Raw genomic sequence first — 25,895 nt, forward strand, 5'->3', positions numbered from 1 at the left:
TTACCGGGGCTACAGACCCCGTAGCCCGGAAAAGGTGCGCAGCACCGCCTCCGGGGAAAGCCACTGTTATAGCAACGTAAACGAAAGGCCCAGTCGGAAGACCGGGCCTTTTGTTTTTGTGTTTTGCGGCCAGAGGTGCTGCCATCTCCCCGGTGGCGCTGCGCTTACCGGGGCTACCGCTCCTCCCCCCGGCCTGTGCCGCCTCCGGGGAAATCCCACTCCCTATTCCGAAACTTGATACGGAGCGTCTAAAGTCTCCTGTCAGCTGTTATTATCCTCTCAGGATCTTGCTGAAACAGGAAAGGACGCGTGACCATCTTATATATCTCGTTGTATAAAAACCGAATGACCGTACGCAACCTCGATGATAACCGCGAATACAGTGGCAGCGGGGCATTTAGCAATCAACGTCTCCTCGTGGCACAGTTTTTTGCTGCGCATGACGTCTTATATCCCCTGATCCAACAACAAAAAGGCGAAAACTGGCTGGCGCGTTTGCTGAAAAGAAAGCGCTTTCGCATTCTGGTCGATGCCATGGAGTTAAATGAAGGAGGGTTATCACAAGTCGAAGAGCGCGCAATAATGGAAATGGTTGCCAGCGCCGTATCAATGCGTTACCGCCAGCTAGAAGTTCGCTGCAGCAGCCATGTACGCAATGATGTTGAAGTTCGTGCGTTGCTGGCTAATTCCACGCTCTGACGGCTGTTGTCGATATTGAAACTTTCTCACCTTCCGCTTGCAGACTCGACATTTTGTTTATTCCTGGTTATTGTCAGCTATCTGGATGTCTAAACGTTTATACGTATGTAATGAGGTGATACAGCTATGCCAATTCGGGTGCAGGACGAGCTACCGGCCGTCAATTTCTTGCGCGATGAAAACGTCTTCGTGATGACCACATCGCGTGCTACAACTCAGGAAATCCGCCCGCTGAAGGTGTTAATTCTCAATCTGATGCCCAAGAAGATCGAGACGGAGAATCAGTTCCTGCGGCTGCTGTCGAACTCGCCGCTGCAGGTTGATATCCAGCTGCTACGCATCGATGCGCGTGAGTCGCGTAATACGCCGACGGAGCACCTGAATAACTTTTACTGCAATTTCGAAGATATTCGCGAGCAGAACTTCGATGGTCTGATTGTTACCGGTGCGCCGTTGGGGCTGGTCGAGTTTAACGATGTTGCCTACTGGCCGCAGATTAAACAGGTACTGGAGTGGGCTAAGGATCACGTCACGTCAACGCTATTTGTCTGTTGGGCGGTACAGGCAGCACTGAATATTCTGTATGGCATCCCTAAGCAAACTCGTACCGAAAAGATCTCTGGCGTTTATGAACACCATATTTTGCACCCGCATGCGCTGCTGACTCGCGGGTTTGATGACACCTTCCTTGCGCCTCATTCGCGCTATGCCGACTTCCCGGCCGGGCTGATTCGTGACTACACCGACCTCGATATTCTTGCTGAAACCGAAGATGGCGATGCCTATCTGTTCGCCAGCAAAGACAAGCGTATCGCTTTTGTTACCGGTCACCCTGAATACGATCCGCATACCCTGGCAAGTGAATACTTCCGCGATCTGGAGGCAGGTTTAGCGCCACAGCTTCCGGACAACTACTTCCCGAATAACGATCCAAACAATAAACCGCGGGCGACCTGGCGCAGTCATGGCAATCTCCTGTTTGCCAACTGGCTTAACTATTACGTCTACCAAATCACACCATACGATCTGCGACATATGAATCCCACGCTGGATTAATCTACCAGCGCGTACGATCCTAAAGCGTTTCAGCATCTCGCCTCAGGCACCTTCGGGTGCCTTTTTTATTTCCGAAAATCACTTCCCCTTCTATTTAAACTTTAATTTCTTTGTTATCAAGATGTTGTATAAATTTTAAATTGAAAATGGAAATTGTTTTTGATTTTGGAAAATTCTTGAGTAGTCTTAATTGTGCTGAGCGAAAAGCAGACAACGATCTTTCGTTCGCGCTACCAGGATCAACCAAGAGGAGCTGCACAATGACGCACCAGGCGACAATGACCGATGAACTGGCCTTCAGCCAGCCTTATGGCGAGCAGGAGAAGCAAATTCTGACTGCGGAAGCGGTGGAGTTCCTGACGGAACTGGTGAGCCGCTTTATGCCTGAGCGTAATCAACTGTTGGCGGTACGCGTCCAGCAACAGCAGGCCATTGATGATGGAAATCTTCCTGATTTTATTTCGGAAACGGCTTCCATTCGTAATGGTGACTGGAAGATTCGAGGTATTCCGGCCGATTTACAGGACCGCCGCGTAGAAATCACCGGTCCGGTTGAACGCAAGATGGTAATTAACGCCCTGAATGCTAACGTCAAAGTCTTTATGGCTGATTTCGAAGACTCGCTGGCGCCGGATTGGCACAAAGTCATTGATGGCCAAATCAACCTGTGTGATGCGGTCAACGGCACCATCAGCTACACCAACGAAGCGGGGAAAATTTATCAGTTGCAGCCCGATCCGGCGGTTCTGGTCTGCCGCGTTCGCGGCCTGCATCTGCCGGAAAAACACGTTACCTGGCGTGGTGAGGCGATTCCCGGCAGTCTGTTCGATTTTGCGCTCTATTTCTTCCACAACTACCGGGCACTGCTGGCGAAAGGGAGCGGCCCCTATTTCTATCTGCCGAAAACCCAGGCCTGGCAGGAAGCGGCATGGTGGAGCAAAGTCTTCAGCTTTACCGAGGATCGCTTTGAACTGCCGCGCGGCACCATTAAGGCCACGTTGCTGATTGAAACGCTGCCGGCGGTGTTCCAGATGGATGAAATCCTGCATGCGCTGCGCGACCACATTGTCGGCCTGAACTGCGGGCGCTGGGACTATATCTTCAGCTATATCAAGACGCTGAAAAACCACCCAGACCGCGTCCTGCCGGATCGCCAGGTGGTGACGATGGATAAGCCCTTCCTCAGCGCCTATTCACGCCTGCTGATTAAGACCTGCCATAAACGCGGCGCCTTCGCGATGGGCGGTATGGCGGCCTTTATCCCGAGCAAAGACGCCGAGCGCAATCGTCAGGTGCTGAATAAAGTCACCGCCGATAAAGAGCTGGAGGCCAACAATGGCCACGATGGCACCTGGATTGCGCATCCGGGACTGGCGGATACGGCGATGGGCGTCTTTAACCGCGTACTGGGCGAACATCCTAACCAGCTGTTTGTTACCCGCAATGACGACGCGCCGATTACCGCCGAGCAGCTGCTGGCTCCCTGCGAGGGCGAGCGCACCGAAGCCGGCATGCGCGCTAATATCCGCGTGGCGGTGCAGTACATCGAGGCCTGGATCTCCGGCAACGGCTGCGTACCGATTTACGGCCTGATGGAAGATGCGGCGACGGCTGAGATTTCGCGTACCTCTATCTGGCAGTGGATCCATCACCAGAAAACCCTGAACGACGGCACACCGGTTACCAAGGCGCTGTTCCGCCAGTGGCTGGCTGAAGAGCTGATGGTGATTCAGGAAGAGTTGGGAGAACACCGCTTCAGCCACGGTCGCTTTGACGATGCGGCGCGACTGATGGAGCAAATCACCACTTCCGACGAACTGATCGACTTCCTGACTCTGCCAGGTTACCGCCTGCTGGCGTAATTCACCCCATCACTATATGGAGCATCTGCACATGAAAACCCGTACCCAACAAATCGAAGAATTAAACAAAGAGTGGACGAACCCGCGCTGGGAAGGCATTACCCGCCCATACAGCGCGGAAGAGGTGGTGAAGTTACGCGGCTCGGTGAACCCGGAATGCACGCTGGCGCAGCTTGGCGCGGCGAAAATGTGGCGTCTGCTGCATGGTGAAGCGAAAAAGGGTTATATCAACAGCCTTGGCGCGTTAACCGGCGGTCAGGCGCTGCAGCAGGCGAAGGCGGGCATTGAAGCCATCTACTTGTCTGGCTGGCAGGTCGCCGCCGACGCCAACCTGGCCTCCAGTATGTACCCGGATCAATCGTTGTACCCGGCTAACTCGGTTCCGTCGGTGGTTGATCGGATCAATAACACCTTCCGTCGCGCCGATCAGATCCAGTGGGCGGCGGGGATTGAGCCGAACGATCCGCGTTTTATCGACTATTTCCTGCCGATCGTCGCCGATGCGGAAGCCGGTTTTGGTGGCGTGCTGAACGCCTTTGAGCTGATGAAATCGATGATTGCGGCCGGTGCAGCGGCCGTGCATTTCGAAGATCAGCTGGCGTCGGTGAAGAAGTGCGGACATATGGGCGGCAAGGTGCTGGTGCCGACACAAGAGGCGATTCAGAAGCTGGTCGCCGCGCGCCTGGCGGCGGATGTGATGGGCGTGCCGACGCTGCTTATCGCCCGTACCGACGCCGATGCCGCTGACCTGATTACCTCGGATTGCGATCCTTACGATCGCGAGTTTATCTCCGGCGATCGCACCAGCGAAGGTTTTTATCGCACCCATGCCGGAATCGAACAGGCAATCAGCCGCGGCCTGGCCTACGCCCCTTACGCTGACCTGGTATGGTGTGAAACCTCCAAACCGGACATTGAACAGGCGCGTCGTTTTGCCGAGGCGATCCACGCCCGCTTCCCGGGCAAGCTGCTGGCCTATAACTGCTCGCCATCTTTTAACTGGAAGAAAAATCTCGACGATAAAACCATCGCCAGCTTCCAGCAGCAGCTGTCGGATATGGGCTATAAATTCCAGTTCATTACCCTGGCGGGTATTCACAGCATGTGGTTCAACATGTTCGACCTGGCCCACGCCTACGCGCAGGGTGAAGGCATGCGTCACTACGTCGAAAAAGTTCAGCAGCCGGAGTTTGCCGCCGGGCCGGAAGGCTACACCTTCGTGTCGCATCAGCAGGAGGTGGGTACCGGGTACTTCGATAAAGTGACCACCATTATCCAGGGGGGGACCTCGTCGGTAACGGCGCTGACCGGCTCGACCGAAGAATCGCAGTTTTAAGCAATGCCCGGTGGCGCTGTGCTTACCGGGCCTACAAAGGTGTAGGCCGGATAAGCGAACGCGCCATCCGGCATGATGTTGTGCCGGATGGGGGAAAGCGATGACGCGTGGCCTGGAACTACTGATTGCCCAAACCATTTTACAGGGATTCGACGCCCAGTACGGGCGTTTTCTGGAAGTCACTTCCGGCGCGCAGCAGCGCTTTGAACAGGCTGACTGGCACGCCGTGCAGCAGGCGATGAAGCAGCGTATCCACCTCTACGATCACCACGTGGGTCTGGTGGTAGAACAGCTGCGCTGTATTACCGAAGGGAAAAGTACCGACGTCGATTTTCTTCTGCGGGTGAAACAGCAGTACACCCAACTTTTGCCGGATTACCCTCGCTTTGAAATTGCGGAGAGCTTTTTCAACTCGGTCTACTGCCGACTGTTTGACCACCGCTCGCTGACCCCCGAGCGGCTCTTTATTTTCAGCTCCCAGCCGGAACGGCGTTTTCGCACGATTTCGCGACCGCTGGCGAAGGACTTTTATCCCGAACGCGGCTGGGAATACCTGATGCATAACCTGCTTGCCGATTTGCCGCTGCGCCTGCCGTGGCAAAACAAAGGGCGTGATATCGGTTATATCGTCAGTCATTTACGCGAAGCGCTTGGCGGCGAGTTGCTGTCGCAGTCGCATCTGCAGGTGGCGAATGAGCTGTTTTACCGTAATAAAGCCGCCTGGCTGGTGGGTAAACTGATTACGCCGATGGCGACGCTGCCGTTCCTGCTGCCGATACATCGTAGCGATGACGGTCAGCTGTTTGTGGATACCTGCCTGACGACCCACGCCGAGGCGAGTATCGTCTTTGGTTTCGCCCGCTCCTATTTCATGGTCTACGCGCCGCTGCCCGCGGCGCTGGTTGAATGGCTGCGCGAGATTCTGCCGGGAAAAACTACCGCCGAGCTATATATGGCGATTGGCTGCCAGAAGCATGCTAAAACGGAAAGTTATCGCGAGTACCTGCACTATGTTACCCGCAGCGATGAGCAGTTTATTGAAGCGCCAGGCATCCGTGGGATGGTGATGTTGGTCTTTACCCTGCCGGGATTCGACCGGGTATTTAAGGTGATTAAAGACCGCTTTGCGCCGCAAAAAGAGATGACTGCCGCCCACGTCCGCGCCTGCTATCAGCTGGTCAAAGAACACGACCGCGTCGGGCGGATGGCGGATACTCAGGAATTTGAAAACTTTGTGCTCGATAAGCGGCAAATTGCGCCCGAGCTGATGACGCTGTTGCAGGCGGAAGCGGGAAATAAGTTGACCGACCTCGGCGATCGCATTGCCATCAGCCATCTTTATATTGAACGACGGATGGTGCCGCTCAATATCTGGCTGGAGCAGGTGGAAGGTCAGGCGCTGCGCGACGCGGTAGAAGAGTATGGTAATGCCATTCGCCAACTGGCGGCCGCCAATATCTTCCCCGGCGACATGCTGTTCAAAAACTTCGGCGTCACGCGCCACGGGCGGGTGGTATTCTATGATTACGATGAAATTTGCTACATGACAGAGGTGAATTTTCGCGATATTCCGCCGCCGCGCTATCCGGAAGATGAGCTGGCTAGTGAACCCTGGTATAGCGTGTCCCCTGGCGATGTCTTCCCGGAAGAGTTCCGTCACTGGTTGTGCGCCGATCCGCGGATCGGACCATTACTGGAGGAAATGCACGCCGATTTGCTGCGTGCCGATTACTGGCGCGAATTACAGACGCGAATTAAAAACGGACACGTGGAAGATGTTTATGCTTACCGGCGTAGGCAGCGTTTTAGCGTGCGCTATGGCGCCGACAGTAGGCCGGATAAGGCGTTTACGCCGCCATCCGGCAAGGTGCGCCGATCTGCCTGATGGCGCTACGCTTATCAGGCCTACTAAAAATGCCCCTTTGGGGCATTTTTATTATTTAACCCCGCCGTATGCCAGCGTGACTTCTTTTGCAGCCTTAATAACCAGCGCGCCAAGCTCGGTCACCCGGTCATCGGTCATGCGCGAAATCGGCCCGGAGATGGAGATAGCGGCGAACGGCTCGCGGTGTTCGTCGTAAATGCAGGAGGCGATACAGCGCAGCCCCAGCGCATGTTCTTCATCATCAAATGAATAGCCGCGTTTACGCGTTTGGGCCAAATCCTCTTTCAAATGTACCGGAGAAACCAGGGTGGCGTGGGTGTAAGCGTGCAGCCCTTTCCGATGTAGCAGCGTGGTGACCTCTTCTTCGCTCAACTGCGACAGAAACGCTTTTCCGGCGCCTGACGCGTGCATCGGCAATTTGCCGCCAATCGGCGCCGACATGCGCATCAGCTGCGTACATTGCACCTGGTCAATGATAATCGCCTGATGATCGCTTTTATCCAGCACCGCCAGGTTGACCGTTTCGCCGGAATCTTCCATCAGCTGGCGCAGAATAGGATGGACGATGGCCAGCAGATTGCGGCTTTGCAGGAAGCTGCTGCCGACGACAAACGCATGCGCGCCAATCGCCCAGTGCCCCAGATCGCCGACCTGGCGGACAAAACCGAGCTGCTGCATGGTGGTGAGCAGACGATGGGTCGTGGAGTTAGGCAGTCCCGCCTGCTGCGCCAGTTCGGTGAGCGCGACGCTGCTATGCGATTCAGAAATCCATTCAAGCAGTTTTAAGCCGCGGGTAAGCGACTGCACTTGCCCGCCAGCCTGCGCGGCAGGGGCGGCAGCGGCGGGTTTTCTGCCGCGTTTGGCGGGAACCGGGGTAGCCATGATGAACTCCTTTTTTCTGTATCGTGGAAATGATTTTCGTTTTATTTGGCGATAATGCAATCACAACCAGACTGATCGGAGGAGTGAAGTTGAACTTGTCTCATGTTGCTGCAGGTTTCCTTTTCCGGCAGGTTGGTTTATGCCAGTATGGTTTGTTGGCTTTTTGGTCTGAGTTGAGCGCTGTCGGGAGTCTGTGTGAGTAACAAAGTAGAACAATTACATCAGCAGTTAAGAGAACGCATTCTGGTTCTGGACGGGGGCATGGGCACCATGATCCAGGGCTATCGTCTGAGTGAGCAGGATTTCCGCGGCGAACGCTTTGCCGATTGGCCGTGCGACCTGAAAGGCAATAACGACCTGCTGGTCCTCAGCAAGCCTGAGGTTATTCGCGAGATCCACGACGCCTATTTCGCCGCCGGCGCGGATATTATCGAGACCAATACCTTCAACTCGACAACCATCGCGATGGCGGATTACCAAATGGAATCCCTGTCGGCGGAAATCAACTTTGCCGCCGCAAAGCTGGCCCGCGCCAGCGCCGACGCGTGGACCGCGCGTACGCCGGAAAAACCGCGCTATGTGGCGGGGGTGCTCGGGCCGACCAACCGCACCGCTTCTATTTCTCCGGACGTCAACGATCCGGCATTTCGGAATATCACGTTCGATCAGCTGGTGGCCGCCTATCGTGAATCCACCAAAGCGCTGGTGGAAGGCGGCTCGGATCTCATTCTTATTGAAACGGTCTTTGACACCCTGAACGCCAAAGCGGCGATTTTCGCGGTCAAAGAAGAATTTGAGGCGCTCGGCGTCGAGTTGCCGATTATGATTTCCGGCACTATCACCGATGCCTCCGGACGTACACTGTCCGGGCAGACGACCGAAGCGTTCTATAATTCGCTGCGCCACGCCGATGCCCTGACCTTCGGCCTGAACTGCGCGCTGGGGCCGGATGAGCTGCGCCAGTACGTGCAGGAGCTTTCGCGGATCGCCGAATGCTACGTTACCGCGCACCCGAATGCCGGACTGCCGAACGCCTTCGGCGAATACGATTTGGATGCCGACACCATGGCGGCGCAAATTCGCGAATGGGCGCAGGCTGGTTTCCTTAATATCGTCGGCGGCTGCTGCGGCACCACCCCGGAACATATCGCCGCCATGAGCCGGGCGGTAGAAGGCTTACCGCCGCGCCAGCTGCCGGTACTGCCGGTCGCCTGCCGTCTGTCTGGCCTGGAGCCGCTGAACATCGGCGACGATAGCCTGTTCGTCAACGTGGGTGAGCGGACCAACGTCACCGGCTCCGCTAAATTTAAGCGCTTAATCAAAGAAGAGAAATACAGCGAAGCGCTGGACGTGGCGCGCCAGCAGGTGGAAAGCGGCGCGCAGATTATCGATATCAATATGGATGAGGGGATGCTCGATGCCGAAGCGGCGATGGTGCGTTTCCTCAACCTGATAGCGGGTGAACCGGATATTGCCCGCGTGCCGATTATGATCGACTCCTCCAAGTGGGAAGTCATCGAAAAAGGGCTCAAGTGCATTCAGGGCAAGGGCATCGTTAACTCGATCTCGATGAAAGAGGGCGTCGAACCCTTTATTCATCACGCTAAGCTGGTTCGCCGCTACGGCGCGGCAATGGTGGTCATGGCCTTTGATGAAGTAGGCCAGGCCGATACCCGCGAGCGCAAAATCGAAATTTGCCGTCGCGCCTACAAAATCCTCACCGAAGAGGTCGGCTTCCCGCCGGAAGATATTATCTTCGACCCCAACATTTTTGCCGTCGCCACCGGTATTGAAGAGCACAACAACTACGCTCAGGACTTTATCGGCGCCTGTGAAGACATAAAACGCGAGCTGCCGCATGCGCTGATTTCCGGCGGCGTCTCCAACGTGTCGTTCTCGTTCCGCGGTAACGATCCGGTACGTGAAGCGATCCACGCCGTATTCCTCTACTACGCTATCCGCAACGGTATGGATATGGGCATCGTCAATGCCGGCCAGCTGGCGATTTACGACGATCTGCCTGGCGAGCTGCGCGACGCGGTTGAAGATGTGATCCTTAACCGCCGCGATGACAGTACCGAAAGATTGCTTGAGCTGGCGGAAAAATATCGCGGCAGCAAAGCGGACGATAGCGCGAGCGCTCAGCAGGCGGAATGGCGCAGCTGGGAGGTGAAAAAGCGTCTTGAATACTCGCTGGTCAAAGGGATTACCGAATTTATCGAGCAGGATACGGAAGAGGCGCGCCAGCAGGCCGAACGGCCGATTGAGGTGATTGAAGGGCCGCTGATGGATGGCATGAACGTGGTCGGCGATCTGTTCGGCGAAGGGAAAATGTTCTTGCCGCAGGTGGTAAAATCCGCGCGGGTGATGAAACAGGCGGTGGCCTACCTCGAACCTTACATCGAAGCCAGCAAAGAACAGGGCTCCAGCAACGGTAAGATGGTGATCGCCACCGTGAAGGGCGATGTACACGATATTGGTAAAAACATCGTCGGCGTAGTGCTGCAGTGCAACAACTACGAAATTATCGATCTCGGCGTGATGGTGCCGGCAGAGAAAATCCTGCGTACCGCGCGCGAAGAAAACGCCGATCTGATTGGTCTCTCCGGGCTTATCACGCCGTCGCTGGACGAAATGGTCAACGTGGCGAAAGAGATGGAGCGTCAGGGCTTTACCATTCCGCTGCTGATTGGCGGAGCGACGACCTCGAAAGCCCATACCGCGGTGAAAATCGAACAGAACTACAGTGGCCCGACGGTCTACGTGCAGAACGCCTCGCGTACCGTAGGCGTGGTTTCAGCCCTGCTGTCGGCAACCCAGCGCGATGATTTTGTCGCCCGTACCCGTAAAGAGTATGAAACCGTGCGAATCCAGCACGGGCGTAAAAAGCCGCGCACGCCGCCGGTGACTCTGCAGGCGGCGCGGGAAAACGATCTGGCGTTTGACTGGGAGAGCTACACGCCGCCGGTAGCCCACCGTCTGGGCGTGCAGGAGGTGGAAGCCAGCATCGAAACGTTGCGTAACTACATCGACTGGACGCCGTTCTTTATGACCTGGTCGCTGGCGGGTAAATATCCGCGTATCCTGGAAGATGAAGTGGTGGGTGAAGAGGCGCAACGCCTGTTTAAAGACGCCAACGATTTGCTGGATAAACTCAGCGCCGAAAAAACGCTCAACCCGCGCGGCGTGGTCGGGCTGTTCCCGGCCAACCGAGTTGGCGACGACGTGGAAATCTATCGTGATGAAACCCGCACCCACGTGCTGACGGTCAGCCATCACCTGCGCCAGCAAACGGAAAAAGTCGGCTTCGCGAACTACTGCCTCGCTGATTTTGTTGCGCCGAAGCTGAGCGGTAAAGCGGACTATATCGGGGCTTTCGCGGTGACCGGCGGGTTGGAAGAAGACGCGCTGGCGGAAGCCTATGAAGCGCAGCACGACGACTATAACAAGATCATGGTTAAGGCCATCGCCGACCGTCTGGCGGAAGCCTTCGCCGAGTATCTGCATGAGAAAGTGCGTAAGGTTTACTGGGGCTATGCGGCCAATGAGAACCTCAGCAATGAAGAGCTGATCCGCGAAAATTACCAGGGGATCCGCCCGGCGCCCGGTTATCCGGCCTGCCCGGAACACACCGAGAAAGCGACCATCTGGGAACTGTTGGATGTGGAAGCGCATACCGGCATGAAGCTCACCGAGTCCTTCGCCATGTGGCCTGGCGCATCGGTTTCCGGCTGGTACTTCAGCCATCCTGATAGTAAGTACTTCGCCGTGGCGCAGATTCAGCGCGACCAGGTAGAAGATTACGCCCTGCGTAAAGGGATGACGGCGGCCGAAGTTGAGCGTTGGCTCGCCCCTAACCTCGGCTATGATGCTGACTAACGAAATATGTTTCGTTACAACAAACAGGGCGCTCTTTGAGCGCCTTGTCTCTTTATTGAAGTTAACCCCTTATACTGAAGGGAGGTTTAAACCTCAGGAACACTTATAACGATAAGGAGAAGCTGATTCTGTGTTAACGCTGTTACACCTACTTTCCGCCGTAGCCCTACTGGTGTGGGGTACCCATATTGTGCGCACCGGCGTGATGCGCGTCTTTGGCGCGCGCCTGCGTACCGTGCTCAGCAGTAGCGTGGAGAAAAAACCGCTCGCCTTCTGCGCGGGGATTGGCGTCACCGCGCTGGTGCAGAGCAGTAACGCCACCACCATGCTGGTGACGTCGTTTGTGGCCCAGGATCTGGTCGCGCTGGCGCCAGCGCTGGTCATGGTGCTGGGTGCGGATGTGGGGACGGCGCTGATGGCGAGGGTACTGACCTTCGACCTCTCCTGGCTATCGCCGCTGCTGATATTTATCGGCGTTATTTTCTTCCTCGGGCGTAAACAGACGCGCGCGGGCCAGCTTGGACGGGTGGGTATCGGCCTCGGGCTTATCCTGCTGGCGCTGGAGCTCATCGTCCAGGCGGTGCATCCGATTACCCAGGCCAACGGCGTTCAGGTGATTTTCGCCTCGCTGACCGGCGATATCATGCTGGATGCGCTGATTGGCGCCGTGTTCGCCATTATCAGTTACTCCAGCCTGGCGGCCGTGCTGCTGACCGCAACGTTAACCGGCACCGGGGTGATCTCTTTCCCGGTGGCGCTATGTCTGGTCATCGGCGCTAACCTTGGCTCAGGCCTGCTGGCGATGCTTAACAACAGCGGCGCCAATGCGGCGGCGCGGCGGGTGGCGCTTGGCAGCCTGCTGTTCAAGCTGGTGGGGAGCTTGATAATTTTGCCATTTGTGCACGTACTGGCGGATGTCATGCACAAATTGCCGCTGGAAGAGTCGGAGCTGGTCATCTACTTCCACGTCTTCTACAACCTGATTCGCTGTGTGGCGATGGTGCCGTTCGCCGGGCCGATGGCGAATCTGTGTAAACGCCTGATCCGCGATGAGCCGGAGCTGGATAACCATCTTAAGCCGAAGCATCTGGATCCCTCGGCGTTGGATACGCCGGCATTGGCGTTGGCCAATGCCGCGCGTGAAACCCTACGTATCGGCGACGCCATGGAGCAGATGCTGGAAAGCCTGCGCAAGGTGATGCACGGCGAGCCGCGCGAAGAGAAAGAGTTGAGGCGGATGGCGGACGATATCAACGTGCTGTATACGGCGATTAAGCTTTATCTGGCGCGGATGCCGAAGGACGAGCTGGCGGAAGAGGAGTCTCGCCGCTGGGCGGAAATTATCGAGATGTCGCTCAACCTGGAGCAGGCGTCTGACATCGTCGAGCGAATGGGCAGCGAAATCGCCGATAAATCTCTGGCGGCGCGGCGCGCATTTTCCGTCGAGGGGCTAAAAGAGCTGGATGCGTTATACGAGCTACTGCTCAGTAACCTGCAGCTGGCAATGTCGGTCTTCTTTTCGGGCGACGTGCCGAGCGCCCGTCGGTTGCGCCGCAGTAAGCACCGTTTCCGTATTCTCAACCGCCGTTACTCGCACGCGCACGTTGACCGCCTGCATCAGCAAAACGTGCAGAGTATCGAAACCAGTACGTTGCATCTGGCGCTGCTGGGCGATATGAAGCGTCTGAACTCGCTGTTCTGCGCTGTTGCCTATAGCGTGATGGAGCAGCCGGATGAAGACGACGAGCGGGATGATTATTAGCGGGATTTACGCAGGGTAGCCCGGATAAGGCGCAACGCGCCGCTATCCGGGTAATGTTCGCCAAACCAGCCTAGAAACGGTGTCCCGCGGCCAGGGTTACCGCTTCTTCTCCCGCTTTGAACAACAGCGTCGGGTTCGGGCCGCCGAGCGTGGCGTGTCCGTCGCTGACCTGAATCCAGTTCCCCTCCGGCAGGCCAATCACCGTTAATTCCGGCGCCACGACCAGCAATTCGCGAATACGTTGCTCGCGGGTCTCACCCTGATGTCCGGTCGGCAGCGCGTTGGTGAAGTGCGGGTTAATCTGCAGCGGGAACAGCCCTAACGCGTCAAACCCCTGAGGATCGACAATCGGCATATCGTTGGTGGTGCGAATGGTCGGGCAGGCGAGGTTAGATCCCGCGCTCCAGCCGATATACAACGCTCCGCGCTTGACGACATCGACAATCGGCGCCAGCAGCCCGCGGCTGCGACACTCTTTCAGAAGCTGGAAGGTGTTCCCGCCGCCGACGATAACCATCTCGGTGTTTTCAATGGCGGCGATAGGGTCGGCGACGCTGTGAATACCGGTCACGCTGACGCCCATAGGCGCCATGACTGCGGCGGCTTTGGCGGTGTAATCATCCCAGCTTTGCGTCACCCCGGCGAAGGGAATAAATACCGCCGAACGGCGGCCTTTGACCTGGCCGGCAATCAGCGGCAGCGCATGTTCCATCCAGGCTTTGCCCGGTAGCGTTGAGTTACTCAGTAACAGCAGTTCCATCTTTTCATCCTGTGTAAACATGTCATTTGACGCCGATTCTATCATTGGCCCGGCGTCGGGGCGCTGATATGGCTCACGGTGCAGATAAGCTGAATGCTATCATCGGGGCCGAAAGCGCAGATGCTAGCCACCCCGGAGACGACCTATGAACAATGAAATACCGCTGAAATATTATGACATCGTGGATGAGTACTCGACGGAGTGCGCAGAAGCGGTAAAAGATTCCGAGCGCGATTGTCTGGCGCATTACTTCCAGCTGCTGATTACGCGCTTAATGAATAACGAGGAGATCAGCGAGGAAGCGCAGCAGGAGATGGCCCGTGAAGCAGGCATTGCCGAACAGCGTATCGACGATATCGCCAATTTCCTCAATCAATGGGGTAATGAATAACGCTATCCCTGTTTTTTATCGCCAGTAAGGTGAGGTATATTTCGCTGTCAAAGGAGAAACTATGCTGACCGACTCATCTACTCGATTAAATAAATACATCAGCGAAAGCGGGATTTGCTCGCGTCGCGAAGCGGACCGCTTTATTGAACAAGGCAACGTCTTTATCAACGGTAAGCGCGCCGCCATTGGCGATCAAGTGAAGCCGGGCGATGTGGTGAAAGTCAACGGTCAGCTGATTGAGCCGCGAGAAGCCGATGATTTGGTGCTGATTGCGCTGAATAAGCCAGTAGGTATTGTCAGCACTACCGAAGATGGCGAGCGCGATAATATTGTCGACTTCGTGAACCACAGTAAACGTGTGTTCCCGATTGGCCGTCTCGATAAAGACTCCCAGGGGTTAATTTTCCTGACCAACCATGGCGATCTGGTCAACAAAATCCTGCGCGCCGGCAACGACCACGAAAAAGAGTATCTGGTCACCGTCGATAAGCCGGTTACCGATGAGTTTATTCGTGGCATGGGCGCGGGGGTGCCGATTCTTGGTACCGTGACCAAGAAATGTAAGGTCAAGAAAGAAGCGCCGTTCGTGTTCCGCATTACGCTGGTTCAGGGGTTAAACCGTCAGATCCGCCGCATGTGCGAGCATTTCGGCTATGAAGTCACGAAGCTGGAGCGGACGCGCATTATGAACGTTAGCCTGACGGGCATTCCCCTGGGTGAGTGGCGCGATTTAACCGATGATGAGCTGATCGACCTGTTCAAGCTGATTGAAAACTCCTCTTCCGAAGCGAAGCCAAAAGCTAAACCGAAGGCCAAAGCGGCGACCGCCGGGATCAAACGCCCGGTGGTGAAGATGGAAAAAACCAACGATAAAGGAGGCCGCCCGGCCTCGAACGGTAAACGTTTCGCTCAGCCGGGACGTAAAAAGAAAGGCCGCTAACGCCTGCCGCGGGTCGGCGTATTCGCCGACCACGAAAATGTCGTCTCTTTGTCTACTTTGTAAGCCTGCTGTTTTTTCGCCTGGCGGGCTTTCTTCGCTTCCGCTTCGCGCAGCGCCATCAGCTTATCGATATATTCCTTTTTTACGCTGTTCGTTTCCGCATTGCTCAGCGGGCGGCCGTGCGCGATACGCGCGCGGTCCAACAGCGTTTTCAATTCGCGCTGTTCGCGCTCGGTCATCTCTTTTTGTGTAATGCGGGGGAGTGCCATGGTGGTGCCCTCAATCAGACCAGAGAACCCAGTGTACGGCAATAGGTGAATTACCGATAGCTTACCCTTGCGAGAATGCAAAGGAAGGGAAGACACGTCCGGGCATTTTCCCGGACGTATACGATTAGCGCTGGTTGCCTTTTTTGGTCGTCGGCTTACCGGACCAGTAACCCGCCAGCAGCGAGCCGGAAAGGTTATGCCATACCGAGAACAGCGCGCCGGGCAGGGCGGCCAGCGGGCCGAAGTAGATTTTCCCGAGGGCCGCGGCGAGGCCGGAGTTTTGCATACCCACTTCGATCGCCAGGGTGCGGCAGGTGGATTCATCAAAACCGAACAGGCGCCCGCCCCAGTAGCCGCCGAGCAGGCCGATGGCGTTATGCAGAATGACCGCCACGATGACTACCAGGCCAACCGAGGCGATATGCGATGCGGAACCGGCGACCACGGCGCTGATAATCGCCAGGATGCACAGCATGGAGAAGGCGGGAAGGAAGGGTTCCACCGCCTTTACCACTTTTGGCAACAGGTGATGGACAATCAGACCGAGGCCGATTGGGATCACCACGATTTGCAGGATGCTTAGCAGCATGCCCATCACATCGACCTGAATGTGCGCATCAACGTACAGGCGCGTCAGCAGCGGCGTGGCAACCACGCCAACCAGCGTAGAAACGGAAGAGATGGTTACCGACAGCGCGACATCGCCTTTCGCCAGGTAGATCATGACGTTGGATGCCGTGCCGCTGGCGACGCTGCCGACCAGCACCATCCCGGCGGAGAGTTCTGGCGGCATGTGGAACAGCAGCGCCAGTAGCCAGGCGGCGAGCGGCATCACCAGGTAATGCAGAAAAATTCCCGCAGCGACCGGCGCCGGACGTGACAGCACGCGCTTAAAATCGTCCAGCTTCAAATGGACGCCCATGCCGAACATAATCAGCATCAGCAGTGTGGTGACCCACGGGCCGATAGGGGTAAAAGTGGTTGGCGTGTAATAAGCCAGGACGGAGAGCAGCAGCGCCCATAAGGGGAACAGCCGCGTAAGCGTGGCGAGCATAGTGTATTCCTTGCGACAGTGTTTGTTGTGTTGATGTTGTTATAAAAAAGCCGGGTTCGAGCCCGGCTATAGCTATTGTTTATCGCGCTAAGGAATAATATTCAAACAAATTATGCTCATGATGATTAGCCCAGGCTTTCCCAACTGAGACCAAAGCGGGCGAGGTACTTGCGTAACCGGTCGGCATCATTCGGATTGGCCTTTTTCAGCCGGGAGACCGCAAACAACTCACGGCCGGCTTCAGATAGCGAAGCGCTGCGGCGGCAAACCTCCAGCACCGTTTCCAACTGACGGCGATCGAACAGATCGATCTCGTCGATGACGGCGGGAAGAGGATCGTTGATCTGCCAGCTCTCGCTCAGTCGCGAAATTTCCTCATCGACTACATCCAGCGTAATTCGGCCCTGTTCGGCGAGGGTCGCCATGCGGGTCACCGAGGCGCCAAGCTCGCGAAAATTTCCGCGCCACTGGGCCTGCGGCGAACTGGCGAAAGCCAAATAGCGCACGCGCGCGTCTTTATCAAAACGTATTTGCTGCTGTCTGGCGCTGGAGAAACGTTGCAATTCGTACTCAATATTGGGCGCAATATCTTCTCTACGCTGCGCCAGACCGGGTAGCGCAAAGCTCCACATGTTGATACGCGCGTATAAATCCTCACGAAAGCGGCCATCGGCGACCCACTGGCGCATGTCGCGGTGGGTACCCGCAATCAGTTGAAAATCACTGTGCACTTCTTTGTCGGAGCCAAACGGGAAAAAGCTTTTTTCTTCAATCGCTTTTAACAACATCGCCTGTTCATCGAGGCCCAGTTCGGCAATTTCATCGAGAAACAACACCCCGCCATCGGCCTCGCGTAGCAGGCCGCTACGTGCCGCTTGCGCGCCAGTAAAAGCGCCTTTGACGTGGCCGAAAAGCGTCGACATGGCGTTATCGCCACGCAGCGTGGCGCAGTTGATGGCGACAAACTTACCCGCCACCAGGTGGCGTGACTGGCGTAGCTGGAAAATGCGTTTCGCGAGAAAGGATTTGCCCGCGCCGGTAGGCCCGGTGAGTAGAATCGGATCGGTTGAACGCAGAGAAACCCGCTCAATGCGATCGATAAGCTTATTGAAGGTGGCGTTGCGGGTTTCAATCCCGTCCTTAAGAAATGAAACGGACTGCTGTTGTTCACGCTGAAAACGGCTGGTTAGAGTGGCATAGCGGCTTAAATCCAGATCGATAACCGAGGCGGTACCGGCCGCGATCTGCTCGTCGGTGGCGCCTTTTGGCGCCGGGCCGGTCTGCAGCAAACTGGCGGGCAGATAGCGCGCCTCGGTCAACAGGAACCAGCAGATCTGCGCCACGTGCGTTCCGGTGGTGATATGCACCAGATACTCTTCATTGTCGGTATCGAACGGGTAGCGGGTCGCAAAATCAAGAAAGGCGGCATACACCTCTTCGAAATCCCAGGGATTGGCGATGGCTACAGCATGCGGATGTACTTCGGTCTGTGGCGAAACCAACGCCACATCTTCGGCGAGCTGCTGCGCCATGCCGATGTCACGCGGCTGATGCAGTAGTTCCAGCCGATCAATGGGCATTTCAGCTTGTTGGCACAACCCAACCGTTGGCCGCCACTTGCGAAAACGGTTGGCGCGCTTGCCACGTTTATCGAGCACCGTCCCCAGTACGCCAATAACCACCCGACGTTTTCTCATGATTTATCCCACAAGATAAAATTAGATACTTAAAGATAAAAATATATCTTTCTGCAGGCAATCGGAATAGATGCTTAATAAATAAAAGTCATTAATTTTCAGTTTGTTAAAAAATTATTTTGTTGTTTTACGTTTTTGGCACGCTTCTGGCAATAACTCTATTGTCAACGCGCTGAAATGCAGGGGGTTAAAACCCCGCCGGCGCTGTAGAAACGGCGCAGTTCGTTTTTCTGCCGCGTTCCGTCAGCAACTGACCACATAAGTGGAGGGTTCGATTCCCTCATTCATCTCCTCGATGAAACTGGTTGTAAATCAAAATAATAAACCGGGGAACTGCGTGTTTGGCGGTCCCCAAAGCAGGTTGCCGATAATAATGCCGGGCGCCAGGCAAAAGGGAGTTCCCCTGCCGCTTCGCCTTTGCATCCGCGCCTGCTCCATTTTTAAGGAACGAATAATGGCTAAGAAAATGACGATACGAAAAGGTCAATTAGGTCTGCTGGCGAAAGCGGGCGACTACTATCAGGTGCTGGAAGCCGGCGAGCATCGCTTACCGTGGTTTTCCACACCGGAAGTGCTGATCGTCACCACCGATGGCAGCGAAGTACCGCAGGCGTTGGCCGACTATATGCGCCGCTTCCAGCCTGAATGGATCGACCGTTACTGCCTGGCGGCTGATATGGCGGAAGAGGAAGCCGGCGCGCTGTATATCGATGGCGTACTGCAGGAGATCATCCCGCCAGCGACGCGCCGTCTGTACTGGCAATATGGCAATGCGCTGAAGCTGGTACGCATGGATACTCGCGAGGTGCTGGTACCCGCAGAGGTGATGAACGCGGTACTGCAACCTCGACGCAGCGGCGCGGTAAAAGGGCGTGAGTCGATACTGACGGTACAGGTTCCTGCCTGGCATGTTGGGGTGTTGAAAATTGACGGCCAGTTGCAGAAAGCTCTACCGCCCGGCTTGACTGCCTACTGGAAGATTAACCATCTGCTGGAAGCCGAAGTGGTGGATACTCGTCTGCAGGTGCTGGAGGTCAGCGGTCAGGAGATCCTGACCAAAGACAAAGTTAATTTACGCCTGAATCTGGCGGCGAACTGGCGTTATCAAGACGTGCTGACGGCATTTTGCCAGTTAACTAAACCGCTGGATCATCTGTATCGTGAACTGCAGTTCGCGCTGCGCGAAGCGGTCGGTACACGTACGCTGGATGAGCTTCTGGAAAATAAACAGATGATTGATGAAGTGGTGAGCGCGCAGGTGAAAGAGCGTATGGCGCCATTCGGCATCGAGATCGCCTCGTTGGGAGTAAAAGATATCGTCCTGCCAGGCGACATGAAGGCCATTTTGTCGCAGTTGGTGGAAGCGGAGAAATCGGCCCAGGCCAACGTTATCCGCCGCCGGGAAGAGACGGCGGCAACTCGTTCTTTATTGAACACGGCCAAAGTAATGGAAAACAATCCGGTCGCCCTGCGCTTAAAAGAGCTTGAAACGCTCGAACGCGTCGCGGAGCGAATCGATAAAATCTCCGTATTTGGCGGGCTGGACCAGGTATTACATGGACTTATCAACATTAATGGAGTGAACCATGGCGCATAACGATTATCACCTGCTGACGGCGGAAAATAGTGCGCCGATCAAAATGTGGACCCGCGGCGTGCCGGTAGAGCCGGAAGCTCGCGTCCAGTTGCTGAATACGGCAAAAATGCCGTTTGTCTTTAAACATCTGGCGGTGATGCCGGACGTGCATCTCGGGAAAGGCTCGACCATTGGCAGCGTGATCCCGACAAAAGGGGCAATCATTCCGGCGGCCGTCGGCGTGGATATTGGCTGCGGTATGATGGCGGTGCGTACTTCGCTCATTGCCAGCGATCTGCCGGATAACCTGGGCGGATTGCGCAGCGCGATCGAGCAGGCGGTACCGCACGGGCGAACTAATACGCGCTCCCGGCGCGATAAAGGCGCCTGGGAGACGCCGCCGCAGGAAGTCGATCAGCAGTGGTCGCTACTGGCTCCGCGCTTTAAGCGCCTGACGGACAAATATCCGCAGTTGTTGAAAACCAATAATCATCAGCATCTCGGAACATTGGGTACCGGCAATCACTTTATTGAAGTGTGCCTGGATGAACAGCAGCGGGTATGGGTAATGCTGCATAGCGGTTCGCGCGGCGTCGGCAATGCTATTGGCAACCTGTTTATTACCCTGGCGCAGAACGATATGCAGCAGCATATCGCTAATCTGCCGGACAGAAATCTGGCCTACTTTCAGGAAGGTAACCCGCACTACGAGGATTACATCGAGGCGGTGGAATGGGCGCAGGATTTCGCCAGGCATAATCGCGAGGTAATGATGGCGCGGGTACTGGCGGCGCTATCGGCCATTGTGACGAAACCGTTTATGACCCAGCAGGAGGCGGTCAATTGCCACCATAACTATGTGCAGAAAGAGCGGCACTTTGGCGAAGAGGTTCTGGTCACGCGTAAAGGCGCGGTATCGGCGCAGAAGGGGCAAATGGGCATCATTCCCGGCTCAATGGGGGCAAAAAGCTTCATTGTGCGCGGATTGGGTAATGAAGAGAGTTTCTGCTCATGTAGCCACGGCGCAGGACGCGTGATGAGCCGAACGGCGGCGAAAAAGCGGTTCACCGTCGCAGACCAGATCCGCACGACCGCCCATGTCGAATGCCGAAAAGATAGTGAGGTGATCGACGAAATTCCGCTGGCTTATAAAGACATTGAGGCGGTGATGGCCGCGCAATCGTCGCTGGTAGAGGTGGTACATACCCTGCGTCAGGTCGTCTGTGTTAAAGGATAAAAAAATAATGAGTGAAAATAGCGTCGATGCCGCGATGCGCCAGCGCGTGCAGCGGCAGTTAGCCGACATAGAACAACGCTACAAGGTCAGGGTGCTGTATGCCTGTGAATCGGGTAGCCGCGGCTGGGGTTTTGCCTCGCCGGATAGCGATTATGATGTTCGCTTTTTATATGTTCATCAACCCGAATGGTATTTACGCGTGGAAGCGCAGCGCGATGTTATCGAACTGCCGATAGATGATGAGCTGGATGTCTGCGGCTGGGAGTGGCGCAAAGCGCTGGGGTTATTGAAAGCGGCGAACCCTACTCTTATAGAGTGGCTGGATTCACCGGTGGTGTATCAGCAGGACGCGTCGACAGTGGCGGCGTTAAAAGCGCTGGTGCCGCAATGGTTTTCACCACTGCGCGCCCGTTGGCACTACTATTCAATGGCGCGGAAGAACTTTCGCGGCTACCTGCAGGGTGAGCAGGTACGGTTGAAAAAATACTTTTATGTACTGCGCCCGCTGTTGGCCGTGCGCTGGGTTGAAGCCGGTAAAGGCGTGCCGCCGATGCGTTTTAGCGAACTGCTGGCGGGCAGCGAACTGGAACCCGCCCTGCGTAATGAAATCGATGAGCTGCTGGTTCGCAAACAACGTGCCGGCGAAGCAGAGTACGGCATACGACGCCCGCTTTTGCATGCCTTTATTCAACATGAGCTGGCGCGTGGCGAGGTAGCGCCGGAACTGCCGGATAGCCGAACGGGGCGCGTTGAGCAACTCGATCGCTTGCTGATGAGCACGGTACTGGCGCCATAAAAAAGGCCCGGCTTCTGACGAAACCGGGCCTTTTGCTAACGGGCTTTCCCGTCGCGATTATTCAAACAAATTATGATGCAGCTTCTGCACCACTTTCTCCGCATCGTCGCCCGGTACCAGGAAGCACAGATTGTGGCTGGATGCGCCGTAACAGATCATGCGGATATTGAACGGTTCCAGTACGCCAAACACCTCTTTACCGACGCCGCAGGCTTTCGACAGCTCGTTGCCGATCAGGGCGACCAGCGCCAGATTCTCTTCCACTTCGACGCGGCACAGCGAAGAGAGCTCGGTCAGCAGCGCCTGGGTGAGCAGGGTATCGCCAGCGGAGGTAGAACCGGTGGTGTCCATGGTCAGCGCAATGCTCACTTCCGAGGTGGTGATCAGATCGACGGAAATATTATGCCGCGCCAGAATACCGAACACTTCAGCAAGGAAGCCGCGGGAGTGCAGCATATGCAGGCTGTGCAGGGTCAGTAGCGTCTGACGACGACGCAGCGCCAGCGCGCGGAACAGCGGTGGATTTTCGGTTTTATGATAGACCAGCGTGCCGCCGGCTTTAGGTTCTTTACTGGAACCGACGAATACCGGAATATCGCTGCGTACGGCCGGCAGCAGGGTGGCCGGATGCAATACCTTGGCCCCGAACGTGGCCATCTCCGCGGCTTCAGCGAAAGCGATCACATCGATGCGTTTCGCCGCGGGCGCGACGCGCGGGTCGGTTGTGTAGATCCCTGGGACATCGGTCCAGATATCCACACGGCTGGCGTTTAAGGCCTCGCCGAGCAGCGCAGCGGTATAGTCGCTGCCGCCGCGACCAAGGGTAGTGGTGCGTCCTTTGGCTTCGCTGCCGATAAAGCCCTGGGTAATAACCAGGCCTTCTTGCAGGCGCGGCGCCAGTTGTTGTTGCGTTAGCTCCGCCAGCGCGGCGATATCCGGTTCGGCACGGCCGAAACGATCGTTGGTGCGCATCACTTTACGTACGTCGAACCACTGCGCCGCAATACCGCGTTCGCGCAGGATCTCAACGAACAGTAAGGTGGACATCAGTTCGCCGTGGCTCACCAGTTCATCGGTCAAGGCTTCCGAGCTCGCCAGCGAGGCAGCTTCCGCCAGGGTAGTAATGTTTTCCAGCAGACGTTCAATTTCTTCACGAATAACGTTGGGATAACGTAAACGCTCCAGAATATTGAACTGGATTTGGCGCATTTCATCGAGCTTAGCGAAACGTTCGGTGGGTTCCAGCCCTGCCGCTAAAGCAACTAAGATATTGGTAACGCCAGCCGATGCGGATAACACCACTACGCGGGTATTCGCATCCAGCAGCGCGACGTCGACGCTACGGTTCATCGCGTCGAAATCGGCCACGCTGGTGCCGCCGAACTTAGCAACAACTAAATCTGTCATAACAACCTCGTGTCAGGGGGCCTGACTTATTAAAACGATTCCTGAACAACCGCTCCTGGTTCGGGCTGGAAATAACCGGAGCGCTACAAAATGTCTTAATAAGCCAGGCCAAATTAACTCAGCCATGGCACAAGGGAAGAGCGAAAAGTAGGGTGGGCGCAGAGCGATAAACAAACTACGATGTCACCCAGAAGTGCTCCACCTTGTAGACCCGTTCGCCGATGACGCGCATCGGTTCGCGAGTATGAAACGCCCGACTGCGAACGCTTCTGGTGACAACCCAGGGGATTCAGCCCCTGTGGCCGGCGACAGACTTAACCAGATGTCTGTGCGCCTCGGCGTTGCTCCCCCTCACGTATTATCCCCGGACTGGTTCCTCCAATACGGTTACCTGGGCAACGCACCTCTTCTGGCAATTACTGACGTCTTTCACTATGCCTGGGGAGAGACTGGTCATTATACCCCCCAACGATACTCTTCGCTGTAGCGTGAAATGCGCGAGCAATACATACCTACGGTTCCGTAGGCAGTTCAGCTATATAAAGGCTTCCGGACGGGTATGTCAACGACAGGGTTATGCGGATTTTTCATGCATCGGCGGATAACAGAAAAAAGCCTAATGATCGCTATAATATGGGAGCTCTTTACCCTATTTCTGACCCCCGTCAACGGCATAACACAAAAATCATCACAATTTTCCGCCGCTGAGGCTACAATCGACCGAAGTCACATTTTTCAAATCAGAAGAGTATTGCTAATGAAAAATATCAACCCAACGCAGACCGCTGCATGGCAGGCATTACAGAAACACTTCGATGAAATGAAAGACGTCACTATCAGCGAGCTTTTCGCCAAAGATAGCGATCGTTTCTCTAAATTCTCCGCCACTTTTGACGATCTGATGCTGGTGGACTTCTCCAAGAACCGCATCACTGAAGAGACGCTGTCTAAGCTGCAGGATCTGGCGAAAGAGACCGATCTGGCCGGCGCTATCAAGTCGATGTTCTCCGGTGAAAAAATTAACCGTACCGAAGACCGCGCGGTACTGCACGTCGCACTGCGCAACCGCAGCAATACGCCAATTGTGGTTGACGGCAAAGATGTGATGCCGGAAGTCAACGCTGTACTGGAGAAGATGAAAGCCTTCTCAGAAGCGATTATCTCTGGTAGCTGGAAAGGCTATACCGGCAAACCGATCACCGACGTGGTGAACATCGGTATTGGTGGTTCAGATCTCGGCCCGTTCATGGTGACCGAAGCGCTGCGCCCGTATAAAAACCACCTCAACATGCACTTCGTTTCTAACGTTGACGGCACCCATATCGCCGAAGTGCTGAAAGCGGTGAATCCGGAAACCACGCTGTTCCTGGTGGCTTCTAAAACCTTCACCACTCAGGAAACCATGACCAACGCCCACAGCGCGCGTGACTGGTTCCTGGCGACCGCGGGCGACGAGAAACACGTGGCGAAACACTTCGCGGCGCTCTCCACCAACGGTAAAGCGGTTGGCGAGTTCGGTATCGATACGGCTAACATGTTTGAGTTCTGGGACTGGGTCGGCGGTCGTTACTCCCTGTGGTCCGCCATCGGTCTGTCTATCATTCTGTCCGTCGGCTTCGACAACTTCGTTCAGCTGCTGTCCGGCGCCCACGCCATGGACAAACACTTCTCTACCACGCCGGCTGAGAAAAACCTGCCGGTACTGCTGGCGCTGATTGGTATCTGGTACAACAATTTCTTCGGCGCCGAAACCGAAGCAATTCTGCCGTACGATCAGTACATGCATCGCTTTGCCGCTTACTTCCAGCAGGGCAACATGGAATCCAACGGTAAGTACGTTGACCGTAACGGCAACGTCGTGGATTACCAGACTGGCCCTATCATCTGGGGCGAGCCGGGGACTAACGGTCAGCACGCGTTCTATCAGCTGATCCACCAGGGCACCAAAATGGTACCGTGCGATTTCATCGCCCCGGCTATCACCCATAACCCGCTGTCTGACCACCATCAGAAACTGCTGTCTAACTTCTTCGCTCAGACCGAAGCGCTGGCCTTTGGTAAATCCCGCGAAGTGGTTGAGCAGGAATATCGCGATCAGGGTAAAGATCCGGCTCAGCTTGAGCACGTGGTGCCGTTTAAAGTGTTCGAAGGCAACCGTCCGACCAACTCCATCCTGCTGCGTGAAATTACCCCGTTCAGCCTGGGCGCATTGATTGCGCTGTATGAGCACAAAATCTTCACCCAGGGCGCGATCCTCAACATCTTCACCTTCGATCAGTGGGGCGTTGAGCTGGGTAAACAGCTGGCTAACCGTATCCTGCCGGAACTGAAAGATGGCGCGGACGTCAGCAGCCACGACAGCTCTACCAACGGCCTGATTAACCGTTATAAAGCCTGGCGCGCATAA

General features: G+C 55.8%; 19 protein-coding genes and 1 riboswitch. Of the genes, 13 read left to right on the forward strand and 6 right to left on the reverse strand.

All coding sequences use genetic code 11. The features are described 5' to 3' along the window. The first annotated feature begins 309 nt into the window (after window positions 1-309). From ABLV07_RS16370 to aceK, 5 genes are all read left to right on the forward strand, one after another. Complete coding sequence (locus ABLV07_RS16370; protein ID WP_020079891.1) at window positions 310-699, forward strand: YjaA family stress response protein; 390 nt, start codon at window positions 310-312, stop codon at window positions 697-699. Window positions 700-825: 126 nt separating this feature from the next. Next, complete coding sequence (metA, locus tag ABLV07_RS16375; protein ID WP_015368802.1) at window positions 826-1,755, forward strand: homoserine O-succinyltransferase; 930 nt, start codon at window positions 826-828, stop codon at window positions 1,753-1,755. A gap of 260 nt (window positions 1,756-2,015) precedes the next feature. Then, window positions 2,016-3,617: a malate synthase A gene (gene aceB / locus ABLV07_RS16380; protein ID WP_348853864.1), complete on the forward strand. Its 1,602-nt coding sequence runs from the start codon at window positions 2,016-2,018 to the stop codon at window positions 3,615-3,617. A 31-nt stretch (window positions 3,618-3,648) separates the two neighbouring features. Beyond that, the gene (aceA, locus tag ABLV07_RS16385; RefSeq protein ID WP_015368800.1) at window positions 3,649-4,953 is read left to right on the forward strand and encodes an isocitrate lyase; all 1,305 of its coding nucleotides are present in this window, start codon (window positions 3,649-3,651) and stop codon (window positions 4,951-4,953) included. Between the two features lie 100 nt (window positions 4,954-5,053). Beyond that, complete coding sequence (aceK, locus tag ABLV07_RS16390; RefSeq protein WP_015704022.1) at window positions 5,054-6,838, forward strand: bifunctional isocitrate dehydrogenase kinase/phosphatase; 1,785 nt, start codon at window positions 5,054-5,056, stop codon at window positions 6,836-6,838. A 51-nt stretch (window positions 6,839-6,889) separates the two neighbouring features. Here aceK and iclR read toward each other — a convergent pair whose 3' ends face one another. Next, on the reverse strand, window positions 6,890-7,720 hold the full coding sequence (iclR, locus tag ABLV07_RS16395) for a glyoxylate bypass operon transcriptional repressor IclR (RefSeq protein ID WP_015368798.1): 831 nt from the start codon (window positions 7,718-7,720) through the stop codon (window positions 6,890-6,892). 195 nt (window positions 7,721-7,915) lie between these two features. Between iclR and metH the strand changes: the two genes are divergently transcribed. Together metH and ABLV07_RS16405 are read left to right on the forward strand one after the other, a co-directional pair. After that, a complete protein-coding gene (gene metH, locus ABLV07_RS16400; protein ID WP_063445218.1) occupies window positions 7,916-11,599 on the forward strand; it encodes a methionine synthase in 3,684 nt (1,227 codons plus the stop codon). A gap of 130 nt (window positions 11,600-11,729) precedes the next feature. Further along, the gene (locus ABLV07_RS16405; protein WP_015368796.1) at window positions 11,730-13,361 is read left to right on the forward strand and encodes a Na/Pi cotransporter family protein; all 1,632 of its coding nucleotides are present in this window, start codon (window positions 11,730-11,732) and stop codon (window positions 13,359-13,361) included. 70 nt (window positions 13,362-13,431) lie between these two features. Here ABLV07_RS16405 and pepE read toward each other — a convergent pair whose 3' ends face one another. Next, a complete protein-coding gene (gene pepE / locus ABLV07_RS16410; protein WP_015368795.1) occupies window positions 13,432-14,121 on the reverse strand; it encodes a dipeptidase PepE in 690 nt (229 codons plus the stop codon). 145 nt (window positions 14,122-14,266) lie between these two features. Between pepE and ABLV07_RS16415 the strand changes: the two genes are divergently transcribed. Beyond that, entirely contained in the window at window positions 14,267-14,512 is a 246-nt protein-coding gene (locus tag ABLV07_RS16415) for a YmjA family protein (protein WP_015368794.1), read from the forward strand. A gap of 61 nt (window positions 14,513-14,573) precedes the next feature. Further along, complete coding sequence (gene rluF, locus ABLV07_RS16420) at window positions 14,574-15,452, forward strand: 23S rRNA pseudouridine(2604) synthase RluF (protein ID WP_015368793.1); 879 nt, start codon at window positions 14,574-14,576, stop codon at window positions 15,450-15,452. Here rluF and ABLV07_RS16425 read toward each other — a convergent pair. The 3 genes from ABLV07_RS16425 to rtcR all read right to left on the reverse strand — a co-directional run bounded on the left by ABLV07_RS16425 (window position 15,449) and on the right by rtcR (window position 18,472). Then, window positions 15,449-15,721, reverse strand: a complete 273-nt coding sequence (locus ABLV07_RS16425) for a DUF3811 domain-containing protein (protein WP_348853868.1) — start codon at window positions 15,719-15,721, stop codon at window positions 15,449-15,451. The genes rluF and ABLV07_RS16425 overlap by 4 nt on opposite strands. A 124-nt stretch (window positions 15,722-15,845) precedes the next feature. After that, the gene (panS, locus tag ABLV07_RS16430; RefSeq protein ID WP_020079882.1) at window positions 15,846-16,775 is read right to left on the reverse strand and encodes a ketopantoate/pantoate/pantothenate transporter PanS; all 930 of its coding nucleotides are present in this window, start codon (window positions 16,773-16,775) and stop codon (window positions 15,846-15,848) included. Window positions 16,776-16,900: 125 nt separating this feature from the next. After that, window positions 16,901-18,472 carry an RNA repair transcriptional activator RtcR gene (gene rtcR, locus ABLV07_RS16435; RefSeq protein WP_015368788.1) on the reverse strand — a complete coding sequence of 524 codons (1,572 nt, stop codon included), beginning with the start codon at window positions 18,470-18,472 and terminating at the stop codon, window positions 16,901-16,903. Between the two features lie 454 nt (window positions 18,473-18,926). On the opposite strand from rtcR, the gene ABLV07_RS16440 reads away from it, so the two are divergent. From ABLV07_RS16440 to ABLV07_RS16450, 3 genes are read left to right on the forward strand one after another with little or no spacing between them, the layout of a single operon-like run. Then, a complete protein-coding gene (locus ABLV07_RS16440; RefSeq protein WP_020079881.1) occupies window positions 18,927-20,069 on the forward strand; it encodes a slipin family protein in 1,143 nt (380 codons plus the stop codon). Beyond that, entirely contained in the window at window positions 20,059-21,285 is a 1,227-nt protein-coding gene (locus tag ABLV07_RS16445) for an RtcB family protein (protein ID WP_045362408.1), read from the forward strand. The genes ABLV07_RS16440 and ABLV07_RS16445 overlap by 11 nt, the downstream gene beginning before the upstream one ends. Window positions 21,286-21,292: 7 nt before the next feature. Then, window positions 21,293-22,081: a nucleotidyltransferase domain-containing protein gene (locus ABLV07_RS16450; RefSeq protein WP_045362411.1), complete on the forward strand. Its 789-nt coding sequence runs from the start codon at window positions 21,293-21,295 to the stop codon at window positions 22,079-22,081. Window positions 22,082-22,138: 57 nt separating this feature from the next. Here the strand turns inward: ABLV07_RS16450 and lysC are convergent, their stop codons facing one another. Continuing rightward, the gene (gene lysC / locus ABLV07_RS16455; RefSeq protein ID WP_348853869.1) at window positions 22,139-23,488 is read right to left on the reverse strand and encodes a lysine-sensitive aspartokinase 3; all 1,350 of its coding nucleotides are present in this window, start codon (window positions 23,486-23,488) and stop codon (window positions 22,139-22,141) included. Window positions 23,489-23,671: 183 nt separating this feature from the next. Next, a riboswitch (Lysine riboswitch) is annotated at window positions 23,672-23,905 on the reverse strand. Window positions 23,906-24,245: 340 nt separating this feature from the next. Here lysC and pgi point away from each other — a divergent pair. Then, window positions 24,246-25,895, forward strand: a complete 1,650-nt coding sequence (pgi, locus tag ABLV07_RS16460; RefSeq protein WP_020079879.1) for a glucose-6-phosphate isomerase — start codon at window positions 24,246-24,248, stop codon at window positions 25,893-25,895.

This window comes from Klebsiella sp. CN_Kp097 (assembly GCF_040064495.1).
Lineage (GTDB): Bacteria > Pseudomonadota > Gammaproteobacteria > Enterobacterales > Enterobacteriaceae > Klebsiella > Klebsiella aerogenes.